We start from the raw sequence: 20,743 nt of genomic DNA on the forward strand, positions 1-20,743 counted from the left end.
ATGAAAAGAAATATAAGTATCAAAAAATTAAATAATCTTTCTTTCAAAAATAATTTTTTAGAAGAAATTAAAAAAATTAAAGATATACCTAAAATGCCTAGCTTCACTTATGAACATATCGGTTCAACTGCAATTAATAATTCTTTGGGTGAAGAAATAATAGATATTTTAATCGTGGTAGAAAATTTACACGAAATAAATAATTTTGATGAAAAAAGATTGAATAATATGGGCTATCACAGGTTTGCTCATAAGGGAAAAGGATTTATTTCTTACTGCAAAATAAAAGATTTTACTAAAATGGATTACAACATAAAATTATTTATTGCGCAAAAAGATACTGACATACATAAAAATTTTATTTTCTTTAACTATTTATTAAAAAATAATAATAAAATATTTGAAGACTATCAAAATTTTAAAAAAGAAAATTTTAATCTGAAAAGTAATAGCAAAGAATATATAAAGAAACGAGATATTTTTATTAAGAAAATATTAAATGGAGATAAAAATGCTAAAAGAACTTGAAAAAATATTAGTCGACAGTATTATTAAATATGACCAGCCACTAAAAAATTATTCTTACACAAAAACTGGTGGGAAAAGTGATGCCTTAATTATTATAAAAAATGTCGCAGAGTTAAAAAAAGTTATAGAATTTGCAAATAAATATTCTATCAATGTAACTATTTTGGGCAATGGTTCTAATGTTCTGATTTCTGATAAGGGAATTAGGGGGCTTACTATAATTACCAGTGGTCTGAATAAAATAGACCTGTTAGAAGATAATATAGTTAGGTGCCAAGTTGGTTTAACTCTAAAAGAACTGACCGATTTTCTGATAGAAAAAGAATTGAGTGGTTTAGAATTTGCTTGTGGTATTCCTGGCAGTGTGGGTGGTGCAATTTTTATGAATGCAGGTGCCTATGGCGGTGAAGTTAAAGATGTTGTAATAAGGGTTGAAACGTTATCACTAGAGGGGCAGTATAAAGAATATTCAAATAGTGATATGAATTTTTCATATCGACACTCAATTATCCAAGATACAAAAGATATTATCACAACTGTTTATTTCAAACTAAAACCTGGAAACAAAAAAGAAATGATGGCTAGGGTTGAGGACTTAAATAAAATGCGTTCGGATAAACAGCCACTTGAATATCCGTCATGTGGTTCTGTCTTTAAAAGACCCGAGGGTTATTTTGCTGGAAAATTAATTCAAGACGCTGACTGTCAAGGACTAACTATCGGCGGTGCTCAGGTATCTACTAAACACGCTGGTTTTATGATAAATATAGATAATGCAACTTGTGAAGACTATAAAAACTTAATTGCTCTAGTTCAAAAAAAAGTTTTTGAACATAGTGGCGTAAAATTAGAGCGTGAAGTTAAGATAATAGGAGAATAAAAAATGAGAGAAACTAATCTCTCATTTTTTTACTAGCTATTTATAATTTTTAAAACTATAAATTTTTGTCTTTTATCTTAGAAATTTACAATAAAATTAATTTATTTCCCTAAGTCTAATAATCAATTTCCCTCCTATATTCCTCTGGTATTTCTATTTCTCTTATATCTATTTTTCCTGTAACTACATCAGAAATTAATGTTAGTTTTAGTTCTTGTAAGTTTTGGATTTGTTGATTTACTAAACTTTTATACATTTTAATTTTGTTTTCTAACATATTAATTTTTTTATTGATATTTTTCTGAATTTTAATTGTAGGTAATTTAACTTTAGTTTTAATAATTTCATCGGCAACCACACTTGGCTTCACTGTATTAGTGGTAAATATTTCCCACTTAAATATTCTTAAGATATAATATAAATAATCAAAACTTACTTTTTTATTATTTGTAATAGCATAAGCAGTGTCAACAAGCCAAAATTTTTTATCTAAAATATAAGGCTTCCCAATAGTTCCTTTTCTTCCAAATATAATATATTTCCCATCAAACAAATAATTACTTGTATATTTAAATGCTGTAGGGCCAGAACCATACACTTCAAAAGAAGAACTACTTTTTTTAATTTCATCTACGACTTCTTTTCCAGAATACACATTACTAATTCTTTTTAATGTTACTAAATTATAATTTTTCAAGTTATCATATATTGAATTTAATTTATTAAACAACAACTCATCCAGCTTTTCAATTTTATTTTTCTCCAACCCCACCAACCTATCAATCTCCCCTATCTTCCAATCAAGAAAGTTAGCTATTTGGTTTTGTTCAGATAGGGGGGGGATAATAGATTTTATGTTTTTAAATTCATCTTTTGTTATGGTATATCTAACAGATTTTGAATACACTTTATATTTTCTATCTTGAAAAATATATCTAAAATAATAATCTACAAATTTTTTGTTTGCTCCTATTATTTCAAATACTTCATAGGCGGATGTAATTTTACCTTTATACTTAGAAACAGAAGAAAATACAGCTGACTGATCTAAATCAAATAGGCACATAACTAATTTACCAATATTAACTTCTTGGTAATTTTCAAAAGTTTCTGGCATTTTTCCAGTAAAGTTATTATTCCCTTTTACATTTATTCCATTTTTTGTTAGTGATAACAATTCGTATTCATGTTCTTTATTTCCTACTACTTTTTTTTTACTTTTTAAAAAGACTTTATTTGGTAATATCTCCCAATGTTCTGGCACTTCCCTTAACCAGGGCAAGTCTACTCTCTTATACTTTTTATATCTTTTCATTATTTCTTAATTCCTTGGTTCTCATTTTATTTCATCAAGATTTTATTTTAGCCATTAAAATATTTTTGAATTTTGCTTCTCCATAATTATACTTTTTTACACCGTCGTCTAGATGCAATTTTTCAAAACCAGGAGAACTTAATATTTTTCTACATTCCTATAAGTATTTAATGTAATTCTAACATATTAGTTATTACTTCTCTACTTTTTCAACTATTTTTCTAAAAATTTATTTACAAAATCATCTGAACTTTCCTTTGTAGCCTTGATAAGTAATTTGTCATTTTGATTTAATAGCGTATCTCCCTTAGGTAAGATGTGTTTTGCATTTCTTTCTATTTCTGCAACAAAAATATTTTTTCCCCAATCTATTTCACAAATTTTTCTATTTATTAAAGCAGAATCTGCCTCGATAGTTAATTCAAATTCTATTTCATTTTCTCCGTCAAATTTTATATGTTCCTTAGATAGTAAATTTCCTAATAAATATTCATAAACTGGTTTAGTTCCCAAAATATTAGCAGTGTAATAAGCGGCTAAACAACATATTGCCAGTGGTAAAAAATAAGATAGCTTTTGTGTCATTTCAAAAATTAAAATAATCGAAGTTAGCGGACTTCTTACAACGGCAGTTAAGTAACCAGCCATTGATAATATAATAAATATTGACAAATATTCTGTTCCAACAAATTTACTAAATAAGGCTCCTAGAATCGCTCCCTGTACTAAAATTGGAAGAAATATACCTCCTGCTACTCCAGACGAAAAAGACATTAGTGAGAAAAATGTTTTTAAAAAATATAATACTATTAAAAATAAAATTCCATAAGTGGTATAGATTAATTTTTCCACCAAGTGATGACCACTACCCAATACAATAGGAAAAAATATAAACATTACTAAAGAACAAAACATAGCTATTTGTGGACGTAACAATATATTAAGAGTAATTTTATTATATATTTTTAAACAAAATTTCATTAATAGATTATAAAAAGTTCCACACAGTCCTAAAAATATTCCCAAGATGGCTATAAAAATATAAGTTTGTAATTCTATGCTAGCAAGATTTGAAAATTTGAATATCGCCTCAAAACCAAATACATATTGACTTATGACATCAGCAACTACTGCCGAAGCAAAACAACTGACAACTAATTTTTTAGAAATATTTTTATGAATTTCTTCGATAGAAAACATAACTCCTGCAAGTGGTGCATTAAAGGCTACCGAAAGACCAGCACTAGCGCCACAAGTTAATAAATAATTTTCTTTAACACTATCACGTCTTAATAATTTTGAGACAAGTTTTCCACTCATTGCACCTAGTTGAATAGAAGGTCCCTCTCTACCCAGGGACAAACCACCCAGGGCTGCAAAAAATCCTCCAAACATTTTATAAAATAAAATTCTAAAAGGTCTGGTGTCTATTCGACCAGTAACTTCTGCTACAACTTGGGGTATGCCACTCCCAGATGAATAAGGTTCTTTTTTTACCATATAAGCAGATAAAAATCCCATTACTAGCAAAAATAATATCAGATATAAAATATATATTTTATTTGACCCAATATTATTTTCAAAAAAATATATAACTTTTTCACTATAACCTATCATTAGTCTATATATGACACCTACTATGCCAGCCATAATACCAACTATAATACCATCAAATAAGAGAGATGATTCGCTAAAAATCTCCCTGCGTCTTTTTTTTAGAATATTCATATCTTTACTCCAAAATTTATTCTTAAATTTATTTTACTAATTTATGAGAAATTTTTAAAGTCTTTTTTAAAAATAAAAAATAACCTGACACAAGTCAGGTTAAAAAATTATTTATTTTCTTTTGGTTTATTTTTCCAACAATCGACATTATTTAATTTAATTGGTAGGTTATCCAAATAAAATACTGGGTCTTTACCTAATTTTTTCTGCTTAACATAATCTTTAAGGACTACATAAACTACACTAGATAGCCCAACTATTGCAATAAGATTTAATAATGCCATAATTCCCATTGTGATATCAGCAGCTCCCCAAACAATATTCAAGTCTGCAACACTTCCTAGATAGACAAATATACAACAAAATACCCTGTAAACATTTACTGCCCATTTTTTAGGAATTAAATATTGGATATTTGTTTCTCCGTAGTAATAATTTCCAACAACAGAACTATAACCAAATAAAAATATTGCAACTATTAAAAATATTGTTCCGATACTACCTATTTGTGAAGTTAAGGCTACTTGTGTTAATTGAATACCCTGTAACTTCCCATTGCCATACTCTATACCTGGATATAATAAAATTAAAAAGGCCGTAGCTGTACATACCAAACAAGTATCAAAATATACACCCAAAGTTTGAATAAAACCTTGCTTAGCTGGATGCGTACTATCAGCAGTTGCTGCCGCATTAGGTGTTGAACCTAAACCTGCTTCATTAGTAAACATACCTCTTTTTACTCCTAAAAGTATAGAAGTAGCTAAACCAATAGTTCCTCCTGCAACTTGTTCTAAACCGAATGCAGATTTAAAAATTTGTGATATTAAACCTGGAATTTTATCAAAATTAATAATCATAATTACCAAGACTATTAATAAATATATTAGGGCCATTATGGGTACTAACCATTGAGTAATTTTTACTATCTTAGTTACCCCTCCAAAGATGACAAATATAGTTAAAACTAATAATGCTATTCCTACTATTTTCGTATCTATATTATAAATTGCCAAAGATTGAGCTATTGTGTTAGTCTGTACAGAGTTAAATGCAAAACCATAAGTTATTGATATGACTATGGCAAATAATACACCCATCCATTTTTGACCAAGACCTTTTTCCATGTAATAGGCAGGTCCTCCACGAAAAACTCCCTTTCTATCCCTTACCTTATAAACTTGTGCAAGGGCAGATTCGGCAAATGATGAAGCACCACCAAAAAGTGCTACTATCCACATCCATAAGACTGAACCAGGTCCTCCTAAAGCAATAGCTATGGCAACTCCTGCAATGGTTCCAGTACCAACCCTAGACGCAGCTGAAATAGTGAATGCTTGAAAGGCAGATACGCCTTTTTGTTGTCCCTTAGTATCTTTAATAGGTTTTTCTGCTATAAGTTTAAACATTTCTTTTATATATATAAATTGAACAAATTTAGTGCTAATAGTAAAGTACAAACCTACAACAATAATTAAACCTATTAAAAAATAGGTCCACATAAAATCATTTATTATTTCCATTAGATTAATTAATTTTTCAGTCATCTTATTCTCCTCATAATAGTAGTATCAAAAACTATACTTATAATTATAACAATTTAAAAATTTTTCAGTAAATATGTGTTAGATAATTTTACATTATAAAAAGAATATCTATTTTAGATATTCTTTTTATAAGTTCCCTCTTTTAGTTCTTTTGCTATATTTGCTAATTTTCTAAACCTGTGGTTAAGACCAGATTTAGATAATTTTCCGTCTTCTATAAGTTCTGCTAGTTCTTTCAGGGCTAATTCTTGATTTTTCAGCCTTGCTTCTGCTACTAGTCTTAACTTATCGTCTAAATTTTCAATTCCTAGTCTTTCTTCAATTATATTTATATCTTCTACTTGTCTGCTAGAAGCCTTGACCATTTTATTCATATTTGCCAGATCGCAGTTTTGCATTCTATTTACAGAATTATTTATATCCCTAACTATTCTTTCATCTTCAAATTGGAATAGGGATTGATAGGCTCCAACAATATTTATAAAATCAGCGATTTTTTCCGATTCTTTAACATAAACAATAAAGCCTTTTTTTCTCTCGAGACTTCTTGCATTGAGGTCATAACTATTTAGTAGTTTCATTAATTCTTTATTGTGTTCTGCATATTGTGAAAATATTTCTAGGTGATATCTTGAGGTTCTGGGGTTATTTATAGAACCTCCAGCCAAAAAAGCTCCTCTCAAATAAGAACGTTTTTTTTCGTCGGTATCTGTTAGTTCTTTTGCTATGTCTGTTCTTAGTGTGTAGTTATCACTTAAAATGTATAATTCTGTTAAAATTTCTTTTACTTTCTCATCTAGTCTACAAATATAGACATTATTTTTCTTTAATTTCATTTTTTTTCTTACCGATATATTTATGTTAACGTCGTAAAATTGTTTTATTAAAGAAAAAATTCTTCTTGCTATGGCTGCATTTTCTGTTTGAATACCTATACTCAGCCTCCCATTTGCTATGGTTAAAATTCCATTCATTTTGACTAAAGCAGATAATTCTGACAAAAATTCTTTATCTTTACTTATTTTAATCATTGTTAGCTCTTTTTTCATTTCAGATGCGTATGACATTTTAACCTCCTAGCAATTTTTAGCTAGTTAATTGTATCACTATTATAAAAAATAAACAACACATAAATTTAAAAATCTACTGGCTTAAATATTTTTAAGTTAGGCAGATGTTTTATTTTATTTCTACAATTATTCCTACGGCTCCCTCGCCAGTGTGAGTTGAAATTGCTGGAGTTGTAATGAAAATATCTTCATCTGAAATTTTATAATTAAATTCTTTAGCTATTTCTTCTTTTATGCTATCTATGTATTCATAGGCTAAGACATTTACTAAACTAATTTTTTTAATTTCTTTACCTGCCACATCATTTTTTAAATTTTCAATTAAACTTTGAATTAATCTTTTCTTCCCCCTAACCTTGTCTACTGGAGCAAGTTCTTCTGGATATAATTTTGTTAATATTTTTAGATTAAGTAGACCTCCAATAAGGCCAGCAGATTTTTTTAATCTTCCTCCCTTTACTAAGTTATCCAGCCTGTCAATAGTAACATAAGTAATTATTTTATTTTGTTTTTCAATAAGCAATTTATATATTTCTTCTGCATCTTTACCTTCTTTAATGTACTTGTAGGCATCTTCTATATAATAGTGCATACCCCTAGAGGCTGTCATTGAATCTATAACGAATACATTATTAAATTCTTTGGCAACAGATGCTGCTGTGCTATAGGTTCCACTTACTGCTGATGAAATATGAATAGATATTACTGAATAACCTAAATTAGTCCATTTTTTATAGGCTTCTAAAAATAAACCTACCGAGGGTTGACTGGTAAAAAATTGTTTTGCATCTCGCATTTTATAGATATATTCTTCATTATCTATACTATCAAATTCTTGCCCGTCAATGGTAACTTTTACTGGTAAAACCTCAATATCATATTTTTCAATTTCGCTTTTTCTTAGGTCGCTAGTTGAATCAGTTATTAATTTTATTTTTGTCATTTTGTCCTCTCATCTTTATTAATAAACTTTATTTTTTACTCATATAAAAATATATTTATCTTAGAGATAAATATATTTGAAATTATACTATAAATTTTATTAATTTACAATGTATTTTTATTTTTTAGTAAATTTTTTTGTTTATTATTATCTGATAGAAATTTTTATTTTTTAATTTTCAACTTTGCTTAACATCTTATTTTTTTAAACTAATAAAAATTTTTTCTAAAATTCTAACTTGTTTAAAAATAAAATTTTTCATAAAAAAAGAATTGTATTTTAAATACAATTCTTTTTTATTCAACTTCTATCATAACTCCCACAGCCCCCTCTCCTGCATGCGTCGATACAGCTGGTGTCGTTATTACAATATTTTTATCCAATACTTGATAATCAAATACTTCTAACATTTTTTCTCTTACCATGTCTATATATTCATAAGAAAGTACATTTACTAAACTGATTGTTTTAATTTTTTTATTTTCAACGTCTTTTTTTATGGCGTTTATTAGGGCCTGAACTAATTTTTTCTTGCCTCTTACCTTATCAAGAACAACAAGCTCATCGGGTAATAATTTTGTTAAAATTTTTAGATTTAAGAAATTACCTATAAGCCCAGCAGTTTTTTTCAAACGACCACTTCTTACTAGGTTGTCAAGTTTATCAATAGTAACATAAGTCAAAACTTTTTTCTGTTTTGCTACTAATAATTCTACTATATCTTTTACATTTTTTCCTTCTTTAATATAGTCGTAAGCATCTTTTATAAAATATTTCATACCACAAGTAGCCGTCATGGTATCAACAACATGAACTCCTTTATAGTCTTGTGCAACGCAAAAAGCTGTATTATAAGTACCGCTCAAAGCACTAGAAACATGTAAAGATATAATTTCATATCCTTTTTCAGTCCATTTTTTATATGCATCCATAAACAAACCTACTGCAGGTTGACTGGTAGAAAATTGTTTGGCATCACGCATACGATAAATATATTCTTCATTATCTATGCCGTCAAAATCTTCTCCGTCAATAGTAACTTTCATAGGTATAACTGCTATATTGTAAAACTCAATTTCTTCTTGAGTTAAGTCGCTCGTGCTGTCAGTAATTAATTTTATTCTAGCCATATTTTCTCTCAACATTCAATATTATTAATTTGTTTACAAGGTAACAAATTACAAACTAATTATAATATAAAAAAACTATTATTACAAATATTATATTTTTTAATATAATTGCTTATATATGCTATAATGGATAAATAATATTTTATAGGTGGGATAAAATGACAAAAAAATTTATCACAATTAAAAATAATGTAGACAATGAATTGATAGAAAAAAAATCCAGATTTATTACTTATCTAATAAGAATATCTAGCCAAGAAGAAGCCAAAGAATTTATACAAAAGATGAAGAAAAAATTTTATGATGCAAGCCATGTTTGTTCAGCATTTGTTTTTGGCGACAACAACGAAATAACAAGAGCAAATGATGACGGCGAGCCGAGTGGAACTGCTGGAACTCCTATGCTAGATGTTCTATTAAAAAATAATATAAAAAATGTTTGTGCTGTTAGCATAAGATATTTTGGGGGAACAAAATTAGGAACAGGTGGACTTGTTCGTGCCTATTCTTCTGGCCTTATAGAAGCAATAAAAAAAGCTAAGCTAATAGAAAGAAAAAATGCTTTAGAAATAAATTTTGAAATTGAATATTCACTTAATGGTAAAATAGAGTATGAAATTACAAAAACAAATTTTTTAGTAGATGATGTGATATATAGCGACAAGATAAATTACAAAATTTTTGTAATAAAAAATGAAGACGAAGTATTTTTAAATTGGATTAGGGAAGCAACAAATGGTAAATTTAAAATTATTTCATCAAGGGAAAAATTATTAGAATTTGATATAAAATAAAATGAAGTGAATTAATTTTCACTTCATTTTTAAATTATATAATTTAAACTCAGATATTTTTTATTATTAATTTCTTTTTGCTTGCTCATATAAATTGTATAATTTTTTAACCAGTTCCTCCTTATTTCTTCTTATGCTACATTCTATTTTACTCATTTTAGTTTTATACATAAGTTTTTATTATTTTAAAATCTTCATTATAAGAATATGCCAGTCATAATAAAAAATATCCTTGCTTTGTTACTTGAATCTATTACACAGGTTACATTGGCAATATTCAAGATTATATATAACTTAAAATACATGCTTCTATACAGAATATCATTACTAATAGGTATATTAGCAGCATTTTAATACATAGACAAGGCTTTCCCCCAAGTATAAGTAGCTTCTTTCATAGTAAAGCCTTGTTTCATATCTTCTGCTGCCAGGCTTAACATGTTTTTTCTATTTACTAATTCTATAATATTAAATCTCTATGTCCTAAGTCAATAAAGTTTATTGTTTTAAAGATCTTCTTTTTCTTGAAAATATTTTGTTGTTTGTATTTTTTTATAGAAAAAGAACTAGAAATCAATCTAGTTCTTTTTATTTTTTTATTTTTGTTGTCTTCTTGCTAGTAGTATTGTTCCTACTAACATAAATAGGCCTATTCCTATAGAGCTTGTGTTTTCTAGTCCTGTTTTTGTTAGTTTTTTGGCTTTTGTTTGGGTTTTTTTGTCTACTTTTTGTTTTTCTTTATTTGTTGTTTTTTCTTCTTTGTTTGTTTCTTCTTTTTTGTTTGTTTTTTCTGCTTGTTTCATTTTTTCTTGGGCTGCTATTACAAATTTGCTAAAGTGGTTTGTTTGGAATGTTATTTCTCCTTGGTTGTTTTTTGATGCTAGTTCTTCTAAGTCTCCACTGTCTTTTAGGTGGTATACTTTTACTTCTTTGTCTGCATATTCTGTTATTACTATTTTTACTGTTCTTTGTCCATTTAGTTTTGTTTCTTGCCCTTCTTTATATATGCTTAGGTCGTAGATTTTTATATCGTTTGTTGCTAGTTTTTCTTTTACTTGGTCTGTTAGTTTTTTGTCTTCTATTATTTCTGTTCTTAGTTCATAGCCTTCTCCTATTTTTTCTTTGAAGTCTACTGTTATTTCTTTGTTTTTTAGTTGGGCTTTTGGCTCTTTGTCTTTTTCTTCTTTGTTTTTATTTTCTTCTTGTCTTTTTTGGCTTTCTAGGTAGGCTTTTAGGGCTCTTTCGTATTTGCCTTCTATCTTGTCTAGTTTTTCTTGTAGTTTGTCTAGTTCTTGTTTTTCTTTGTTGTATTTTGCTTGGGCTTGTTTTTCTTTTTCTTGGGCTTGTTTTTGTGTTGCTTGGGCTTTTGTTAGTATTTCTTTAGCGTTTTTTAGTTTTTCTACATAGTTTTGTTTTTCTTGTATTAGTTTAGTTATTTCTTCTATTTGTTTTTGTGTTTTTGCTACTTCTGTTTTTGCTTTTTCTAGCTCTTTTGCTTTCTTTGCTTCTTCTTTTTTCTTTGTTTCTAGTTGGGTTTGGGCTGTTTCTAAACTATCCTGTTCTGTTTCTAACTTAGTATTTTTTGTTTTTATATCTTCATTTACTTTATCATATTCTGTTTTTAAGTTACCTAATTCTTTATTAAGCTCTGCTGTTTTTGTAGTTTCTTTATCTAATTCCTCTTGTGCTGTAGCAGTTTTATCGTTACTAGCTGTTAATTGAGCAAATTCTTTTTTGCTTGCTTCTAGTTCTTGTTTCTTAGTATTGTATTTAGCTACTTCTTTATTTTTTTCACTTTCTTTTTCTGCTACTTCTTTTCTTTTATTCTTTATATTCTCTGGAACTTCAGAATTTTCTGCCCCTGTTTTTGCTTCTGGATTTGTAGCAAAATTACTCTTATTATGATTATTATTTGCTCTGTTTAGATAGTTACTTCCTACTGTTAAGAAGTGCACTCCGTAATAATGTCTATTATTTGACTTGTGGTCTACAAAGTCAACTCCAAGATATGATTTACCCCCATTTTCTATCTTGTATATTCCTGTTGAAGTTATACCCGTAGCATGATACCACTCTGTTTTAGAAAACATAAAATTTTTTAAAGATTCATAGATTCTCTTTTTCAAGTCTGACATGGTATATTCAGTTAAAACATCAGTCGAACCTGCCCAATTTTCATAATATTGCCCTTCTGGTAAACCATATTCTTTAGCCACTTTTTTTATTCCAGCTTCATTGTGGCTATTCGTCCATGTGTCATGATTTGAAGTGTTTACTTCATCTGTTACTTTCATTGCAAAATCAATAGATGAAGATGTTACTACTGTAGGAACTGCTCCTAGTTGATCCCTAAGTCCGTTTATTATATCACTTGCAAAGAGTGATAATTCTTTTACCTGATCTTTTGTTAATTTATTTATATCTTTAATTTTTGTTTTATCATCATTTGGATTAGGCTTAAAGTTGTTTGAGGCTTTAAGATTATCAGCTTGGCCTATTAATATTGCTTCAGCATCTTTTTTTTCTTTTTCTGTAAGATTCTTATCATACACTTTTACTACTGCTTTTTTATACTCATCTGACAAGACAATTCTATTATAGCCCAGACCTTTTTCTAATTCTTCTAATTCTTTCTTAGCCTTGTCGTATTCTGTTTGAGCTTTTTCAAGTTCTTTTTTAAGTTTTTCTTCTTCTTTTGTAACTGAATCAAGTTTTGTTTTTAGACTTTCTAGTTTACTGCTTTTTTGTTTATCAGCTTCTTTGGCTTTATTTAGGTTTTCAGTAGCCTCTTTTAATTTGGCCTGTGCTTTTTTTAGATTATCTCGGACCGTATTATATTTATTTACTATTTCAGGCGGATTTGAATTATTTAATTCTTTTTGAGCTTGTTCTACATTTGCTTTTTGTTTATCTACTTCTTTCGCTTGTTTTGCTGTCTCTTCTTTTTGCTTGTTTAATGCTTCTTGTTTTTTTGTTTCTTCTGCTTGGTTGCTTTTTAATTGTGCCTGTGCCGCTTCTTTTTCTTTTTCTTTAACTGCTACTTCTTGTTTTGTGTTTTCTATATTTTCAGGGCTTGATTCTTCTTTTAGCTGCCTAGCTTCTGCTACTTCCCTATTAGCCTTATCTAATTCTGCCTTTGCCTTATCATACTCTTCTTTGACCCTATTTGTTTTTTCTGCTTGTTTATTTACTGCTTCTTTGATTAGAGCTGTGTTTTCTTCTGCATTTGCATTTGTTTCTACAGCATTTTCCTGTGCCTGAGCCTTATTAAGCTCTTCATCTACACCTAGACCTAGCGCTACCGCAAAGGCTACTGGTAGCAATCTTTTTCCTATTTTTCTTAGTGTGTATTTTTTCATTTAAATTCTCCTTTCAATACATTTAATACATTATATTATTTTTTAGATTTTTTGTAAAGACTTTTAAGTTATTTTTCCTTAATATATTTTTATCTTCCTAGTCTGACTAAGTGCTATATATCTTTTTTTAACAAATTCTATAAATTAAAATTTTATAACTACTATATATTTTTTATTTATAGGTCTCTAAAATTACTATTTAAAGTATAAAAATAGCTTTTTACAAAACTAACTTCCCAAGGATTTGCATTAAAATTATCTTAGCTAGCCTTATAGCCATAATTACAGCCTTAAAGTCTTATGTTTAATTGTTTGTAAGTCTATCTTTTTAATAACTTATTATATTTATTAATTATCAATTTTTTCTTATGTTTTTAATTACATTCAAAAAAACAGGATTTTTGGAACTTTTTATCTATAAATTAAATTTTTTGTATATTAAATTATAAGGCACTTAAAAAGTCTTATTTTATAGTATTTATTATTAAATAATAATACATAGAAATATAATAACACAATCGTTCCAAAAATCCTAGTTTTTTGAACTTTTTTATGATTTTATTTAAATTTATATATTAAATACTAACTTTATAAATATTAAAAAATCAATATTATAAATAGCTTTAGCAGAAAAACTATACAAGTACTAGATACAAACAAAAAAGGCACATATGCTCCCTTATCTAAAATTCCTAAATTCCACTTAATTTCTATTAAACCTAAAATACCAGTTGCAACAAAGCTAAGCTTAACACTAGAAGCGACATAAGTCTTCCACACATAAGTATTAGCTATACAATAGCCTTATTTTATATAGGATAAAATTTTTCAAATGCTTTTTCTAGCAAAAAATAAGAATCATATAATAAAAACATAGATTTTTTTGGCAAATCAAAATTTTCTACGTTTTTATTATATTAAGTTGAAATTTTAGCAAATATTTATTATTAAGTATTAAAAATTTTAAAAATTAATACTTAACTAAGTATAAGCATAATAAATTAAAATTTATTTACTTCTTAAAACAATTATTGATAAATTGAACTTCTAAAATCATCAGTATCTAAAAGATAGGCTTTGAAAATTGCTTCTTTTAGTGTAAGAAGATTTGTTGTTGCTTTCTTAGCTTTTAAGGCTGCTAAATCGGCTTGAACGGCTGCATTAATCAAGTTATTTAAAGTTGCTTCATCTGCAGTATATGTTTGCTGCTTGTAGATAAAGCTAATTGGTTTCAACTGCCCTACCCTATCTAAGCGGCGCTTGTACATGGCTTTTTTAAAGTCATGGAAGTTTGAAAACTTATCATTAGTAATTTTCTTGAGAATAAACTCATCATTAAATATCTTGCCTGTGGCTCTTGCTTCTGCACGATACTTATTAGACAGATAAGAAATAAAGCCTTCATAACCCGTTTCAGCTAATAATTCATTACTCAAGCGTTTAATGCTCAAACTATCTGAAGAACCATGCGGATTAGTTAAACCACTATAATTTGCAACGAATAAATGTTCAAGGTCGTAACCATTTTTGCTAATCTTATTTTTATTACTGTGAAGTCCATGAAGTCCAAGTAAGATATCATTTTCTACCAAGCTATCAAGGCTATCTAGTGTTAGAGATTCCAAATCTTCTGCCCTCAATTGACGAATTCTCGATTCACCGATATCATTTATGCGTTCGATTTTTTTGTAAAACAGGGCTTGATCAGCTTTGGAAAGTTTAACTAAAGCATTTCCTTCTAAGGCTTCCAGGGTATAAATCACATCCATACGCCCTTGAAGATATTCTTTTAAGTCCTCTTGGCTTTTAAAACGTTCTGGGGATAAATTATGAACACGATTATTTGCGTATTTTCCTCCTTCTACTACTGAATAATCTGCATTCGTATTGAGTGCGAAAATCTGATTCGTTGCTGAAGTAGTAGCTTGTAGTAGGCCTTGGGCATAGACTTCTGCTCCAAAGAATTCTCTACGACCATACCCGCCAAGATAAACCGTTCCGTCCATGTTGTGTGTCATTTCATGAGTAAAAACAGATTGCCCATAATGAGACAGGGCCTTGTCAATAACATAGTGAACCAAATCCCCCGTTGCATAAGCTCCAACACCGTTTGGTAGGTAGTATTTACCAATTGGTGCGAAGAAGTCTGTCATACGACTAGAAGCACCCTCTCCAAATTTGGGCATCCAATGAAGAGGCTTTCTACCAAAATGCGGAATGTAGTACCCGTCCCATACTGGAATTGGCATATTACCACGACTATACATTCGATTTTTCACTTCTGGTCTAGCCATTCGATACCAGAAATCAAAATGATCTCCTTGTGTTTTTGCAAAATAGTCTACCAATTTATTGACACGCTCAAGTTCGCTGGCATATTTATCCGGATTCGTGTCTTTAAGTGACATGTCCATATAACGATCATACATACCAAATGACAAGGTAGTCATATTACTAATTATATAAATGCCCTCAGATGTCAAGTTCAACAATGGCAAAATCATTCGGGGGTGGTCGATACGATTAAGCTGGTCATATACTTTATACTTTTCATTCGGCACTTCTTTCGATTGTACTTCTACGATGTAGGCCTTAGTCGCAGACTTAAACCAATCATTTTCATCTAGTTCTGTAAAACGGGTGCGATAAGCACTCAAATACTCACGTAAATTAGCATAACCAGACACTGGAGCAATCCACTTCCTATAGGTTGCAGGATTATTCTTAATTTCCAATGCATTATTACCCATACGACCAAGATTTGCTAACCATTCCAAACTATTCACCTGCCTACCAAAGAAATTTTGGTAGAAAGTTGCCAGTTCCCCAACATTCATCTGGTCAAATTGAATATTATAAAGACGGTTGAGATAGCTTGCTCCTACAAGAATCGCAACAGCATTCTTTTTCATATAATCTTTCATCTGCTCTTTTAAAGGTTCCCTTGTAAAATCACCAGCGACACTTTGAGCAAGTGCCGCTTCAAAGACATCTTGAGCACGATCATGCACTTTCTTAAAGGAATCTTTTAGATATAGTACTTCTAAAATATCATTTTGATATTTTTCAATAGGTTTAAGACTTGGACTATCCGCCTCTATCTCAGGATGGTTTTGAGTAACTTTCCAAACATCTTCTGAAAAGTATTTCAGTCCTTCAACTCTCTTCATGGCTGTTTTGATAACTTCTTCTGGGTTTGTTATAAATTGTTCAGGCGTATAAAGCAATTCTGTGCCGTTTATAATATATTCTTGAATCGTATTATCAGCAAAAGTTGAAGCTGGAGTAATATCTAAATATTCGACTTTTCCGTCTGCATAATTCAAGAGTAGACGATTGATTGCATCCTTATTCTTATAAATGTTTGCAATAACTTCCTTATCTTTCATCGGTACAATCGACACCAATTTCGTTGTAAATAGTTTACTTGAGTTATCAATCTTATTTCCTTGCTTAACAATATATTCACGATTGTAAAATGGCAAGAGTTTTTCAGTATTGCGATAAGCTATTTCGCGATTTAAATCATAGTTAGGTAGAGTACTATAGTCAATCACTTTTGAGCTTTGTCCAAGAGACGTTTTCTTATCGGATAAAGTAGCTGTTATGCCCATTGAACTCACCTTTTCGGCTAGAGCCTCTGCTGAAATCAAATTCAGTTTTTTAGACTTGACATTTGCTGTTGATTTTCCTTCAAGACCATAAATCTCACTTACGCTAATTCCATCTCCTGAACCATTTAAAGTAGATCCATTCGTAACAGGAATCGTCGATACAATTCTAGTAAGAACTGCACGCCCAGCACTACCACTAATTGCTCCAACCCGACCACCACCTTTATTAGCTAATGTCCCTTCAACATAAACATCGGAAATATTCACATTATTTGTAGCTACACCTAGAACACCACCAAAATATTGTTCTGCTTTTACCTTCGTATCAATCCTCACATTAGCATGCACTTTTTCAAGATTACTATTGCCAATTATTCCTATCACACCACCCGATTTCATTTCTGTATTGGTTGCTGTTGTGGAAATTTTCATCTTAAGGTCAATATTACGAATATTTGTATTAGTTTGGGCAGAATAAACTAAGCCTGCTACATTATGAGGAGCTGTAATACTACCAGCAAGTGCAACATTTTCAATATTTGTTCCACTTGCCTGATTAACAAGACTAGCTACATTAGCTTTTGATGATTGAATATTAACATCAGCTAAATTAAGGTTCTTTATATTCGCATTTTCTGTTGTATCAAAAAGAGGTGCCTTCAAGTTGTAAATCGTATAATTTTCACCATCATGTAAACCGTTTAAAGTCCCCGTAAAAGGTACTGTTACATAGTTTGCACCTGCATCTTCAATCTCTTCAGCATTCAAGTCAGCTCCTAAAGTAAACGTACCACTCGGATTATTGTTTATTGAATTTATCAAATCTTTGAAAGAAGTATAAATTCCATTTTGTGCTGGTGCGATTTTAGCAACCGTAAAACTGTAATTATCCTCATAATAGCCCTCCTCATTACGCTGAACAAGATTAGGGTGACTAGCTATTACTTTAAAACTATTACCTTCAGCCACAATTTCTTTGATTGGCAATTGAACTTCCTTACCACTTTCTGATATAAAACTAGCAAAATAATCATTAATTGAGCCAACTTCTGCTAAACTGATAACTTTTGTTTTAATCCCATTTCGATAAGTGTAGAGTGTTAAATTGCTTAAATTTTTCAATTCAATCTGTTTTTGCTCTAAGATAAATGTTTCAACTTTTGAAAGTGTTTCACTTGCATTTTTATCTAAATTTATATATTCAAAAGTAGTTTTTAGTTGATATTCAACATCATAGTCTAAGCCTGAAATTTTAATTCCAGATAAATTTTCTTTAGAAAGTTTAACTTCTTTAACCAACTTATCTCCTGAATAAATTTGGGCAGTTGCAGAAATAAATGTAGCATCTGGGTCAATTAAATGATACTCCACTAGAACTGATTTTTCTTTTTCTTTTTTCTCCAATGTCTGCAATTCCAAAATTGGTTTGCTAGGCATATTTTCAAGTGCCACTTCTGCCTCTTCAAGTTTTTTAAGGCTTTCCTCTGCTTTTTCCTTAGCTTGAGTAATAGCTTCCGAACTAGCTGTTTGATCTTCAATGACAGCCTTTGCCTCAGCTAGAATCGCAAGGGCTTTTTCTTTTGCCGCTTGATAGGTTGCTAGACTTGCTGGGGTTTTTTTATTAGTATCAACTTCTTTTTGTATGCCTTTATCTAACTTATCAACAGCTACCATCAACTCAAGTGGTTCTAAAGGTTTCGTAACTGTTAATTTTTCCTCGCTTAAAGCTTCACGGTGTTTTTCAGATTCAGGTTTTTCAGACTCTAGAGATGGGGCAGGAGATACTTCTTCTTCAGTTGCAACTGGTTTTTCTTCTTTTGGGTTAGTTTCTTCTGCTACAACATTGGGTCTTACTTCTTCTGTCGCTGTCGTTTCAGTTGCTTTTTCGGATGCAACTTCCTTATTAGTTTCTGTATTTTCTTCTTTTGGGTTAGCTGCTTCTGCTACAACATTGGGTCTTGCTTCTTCTGTTGCTGTCGTTTCAGCTGGTTTTTCGGGTGTAACTTCCTTATTAGTTCCTAGGTCTTCTTTTGGGTTAGTTTCTTCTGCTACAACATTGGGTCTTACTTCTTCCGTCCCTGTCGTTTCAGTTGCTTTTTCGGATGCAACTTCCTTATTAGTTTCTGTATTTTCTTCTTTTGGGTTAGCTGCTTCTGCTACAACATTAGGTCTTACTTCTTCCGTCCCTGTCGTTTCAGTTGCTTTTTCGGGTGCAACTTCCTTATTAGTTCCTAGGTCTTCTTTTGGGTTTCTTGCTTCTGCTACAACATTGGGTCTTACTTCTTCTGTCGCTGTCGTTTCAGCTGGTTTTTCTGGTTTAACTTCCTTATTAGTTTCTGTATTTTCTTCTTTTGGGTTAGCTGCTTCTGCTACAACATTAGGTCTTACTTCTTCTGTCCCTGTCGTTTCAGCTGGTTTTTCTGGTTTAACTTCCTTATTAGTTTCTAGGTCTTCTTTTGCTTTAGCTACTTCTGCTACAACATTGGGTCTTACTTCTTCTGTCACTATATTTTCAGCTGGTTTTTTCGGTTTAACTTCCTTATTAGTTTCTAGGTCTTCTTTTGCTTTAGCTACTTCTGCTTCAACATTGGGTCTTGCTTCTTCCGTCCCTGTCGTTGCAGCTGGTTTTTCTGGTTTAACTTCCTTATTAGTTTCTAGGTCTTCTTTTGGGTTAGCTGCTTCTGCTACAACATTGGGTCTTACTTCTTCTGTCGCTATCGTTTCAGCTGGTTTTTCGGGTGTAACTTCCTTATTTTCTCCAGGGTTTTCTTCTTTTGGTTTGCTTGCTTGCCCTACTTTTTCAATATCTTTATTAATATTTGTTTCAACAATATAACCTACAAAACGATAACCATCAATTTCTCTGATTGTTTCTGGTAAAATTTCTCCATTTGTTAAAGAAAATTCTTGAGTAAAATTGGCAAACAAATTGCTAGTTAAAGCAGATGCTTCTGGAATTACTACTGTTTGCCCCAAGCTAGTTACAAGAAAAACCGTAGCAATCCAAGTTTTTTTCTTGCGGTGCCAATAAAATGCACATACCAAAAATGCTACACCTGCTCCTGCTACTATTATAGACCAGTCTTGCCATATCTTTGGTAAAATTTCTTTTTTATCTGGGCGATAAACCATATAATAAATAGCATCTCCAGATACTTTTTCTGACGGCAAGGAAGTTATAATCGTCTTTTTCTCACTTTCAGTTAATTCTTCCTCGCTAACATAACGATATGTTATATTTGTACGCATAATTTCTTCAGCTTGTGCTATTTCTGGTGCTACAGTAGATAAGAAACTAATTCCTAATAAAGTCGAAGCTACGCCTACCGAGAATTTTCTTATTGAAAAACGGCTGAGCTGCCTATCAAATTTTTTCATACTTATTTTAAATTCCTTTCATTTCAATAAAGGTACAAGGTTCAAAGAAAAGATATTCTACATCTTATTTTATTCTCTAATAAAAAGAAAAAAACTAGCAATATTACAAATAACAGAAAAATAAATTTGTAGTATAGAACTAGCTAGTACTTATAAAAATAATTTCATAAGACATAAGAAATTATTAAAGAAAATTTTAGCTTAATAAATAGTTTACTAAATATAAAAATAAAATGCTAGATAATTTTTAATTTTTGCTAAAAAGATATTAAAAATTACTAACTAGAATTGTCATGCTATTTATGTGCATAAAAATTTTTATCTTCTCATCTTACTCGATATTTTAGCAATTCTTTGATTTAAGATAAGCATATTATAAACAAATTATAAGCAATATGCAATGAAATAACATTGAATAATAGAAATTTTGAATCTTTATAAAATATTTCCTTAAAAA

General features: G+C 29.9%; 11 protein-coding genes. 3 read left to right on the plus strand and 8 right to left on the minus strand.

The window, feature by feature from the left end; all coding sequences use genetic code 11:
• Both KMP11_RS05955 and murB read left to right on the plus strand, forming a co-directional pair.
• Nucleotides 1-528 carry a GrpB family protein gene (locus KMP11_RS05955; RefSeq protein WP_253195944.1) on the plus strand — a complete coding sequence of 176 codons (528 nt, stop codon included), beginning with the start codon at nt 1-3 and terminating at the stop codon, nt 526-528.
• Nucleotides 512-1,408 (plus strand): UDP-N-acetylmuramate dehydrogenase, encoded by an 897-nt coding sequence (gene murB, locus KMP11_RS05960; protein ID WP_216279707.1) that lies wholly within the window; start codon nt 512-514, stop codon nt 1,406-1,408. Before KMP11_RS05955 ends, murB begins: the two co-directional genes overlap by 17 nt.
• A gap of 115 nt (nt 1,409-1,523) precedes the next feature.
• Here the strand turns inward: murB and KMP11_RS05965 are convergent, their stop codons facing one another.
• From KMP11_RS05965 to KMP11_RS05990, 6 genes are all read right to left on the minus strand, one after another.
• The gene (locus KMP11_RS05965; RefSeq protein WP_216279708.1) at nt 1,524-2,723 is read right to left on the minus strand and encodes a restriction endonuclease subunit S; all 1,200 of its coding nucleotides are present in this window, start codon (nt 2,721-2,723) and stop codon (nt 1,524-1,526) included.
• A gap of 213 nt (nt 2,724-2,936) precedes the next feature.
• A complete protein-coding gene (locus KMP11_RS05970; protein WP_216279709.1) occupies nt 2,937-4,451 on the minus strand; it encodes a ClC family H(+)/Cl(-) exchange transporter in 1,515 nt (504 codons plus the stop codon).
• Between the two features lie 107 nt (nt 4,452-4,558).
• Entirely contained in the window at nt 4,559-5,998 is a 1,440-nt protein-coding gene (locus tag KMP11_RS05975) for an alanine/glycine:cation symporter family protein (protein WP_216279710.1), read from the minus strand.
• A 113-nt stretch (nt 5,999-6,111) separates the two neighbouring features.
• Nucleotides 6,112-7,065 (minus strand): DNA-binding protein WhiA, encoded by a 954-nt coding sequence (gene whiA / locus KMP11_RS05980; RefSeq protein WP_216279711.1) that lies wholly within the window; start codon nt 7,063-7,065, stop codon nt 6,112-6,114.
• Between the two features lie 112 nt (nt 7,066-7,177).
• Nucleotides 7,178-8,011 (minus strand): DegV family protein, encoded by an 834-nt coding sequence (locus KMP11_RS05985; RefSeq protein ID WP_216279712.1) that lies wholly within the window; start codon nt 8,009-8,011, stop codon nt 7,178-7,180.
• 296 nt (nt 8,012-8,307) lie between these two features.
• Entirely contained in the window at nt 8,308-9,156 is an 849-nt protein-coding gene (locus tag KMP11_RS05990; protein ID WP_253195945.1) for a DegV family protein, read from the minus strand.
• A 143-nt stretch (nt 9,157-9,299) separates the two neighbouring features.
• Here KMP11_RS05990 and KMP11_RS05995 point away from each other — a divergent pair, with 143 nt between their 5' ends.
• Nucleotides 9,300-9,935 (plus strand): YigZ family protein, encoded by a 636-nt coding sequence (locus KMP11_RS05995; protein WP_216279713.1) that lies wholly within the window; start codon nt 9,300-9,302, stop codon nt 9,933-9,935.
• 596 nt (nt 9,936-10,531) lie between these two features.
• Here KMP11_RS05995 and KMP11_RS06000 read toward each other — a convergent pair.
• Entirely contained in the window at nt 10,532-13,294 is a 2,763-nt protein-coding gene (locus KMP11_RS06000; RefSeq protein WP_216279714.1) for an SEC10/PgrA surface exclusion domain-containing protein, read from the minus strand.
• A gap of 1,028 nt (nt 13,295-14,322) precedes the next feature.
• Nucleotides 14,323-20,286, minus strand: coding sequence for a ZmpA/ZmpB/ZmpC family metallo-endopeptidase (locus KMP11_RS06005; protein ID WP_216279715.1), 5,964 nt, complete (start codon nt 20,284-20,286; stop codon nt 14,323-14,325).
• Nucleotides 20,287-20,743 lie beyond the last annotated feature (457 nt).

Source organism: Gemella sp. zg-570 (assembly GCF_018866345.1).
Taxonomy (GTDB): Bacteria; Bacillota; Bacilli; order Staphylococcales; family Gemellaceae; genus Gemelliphila.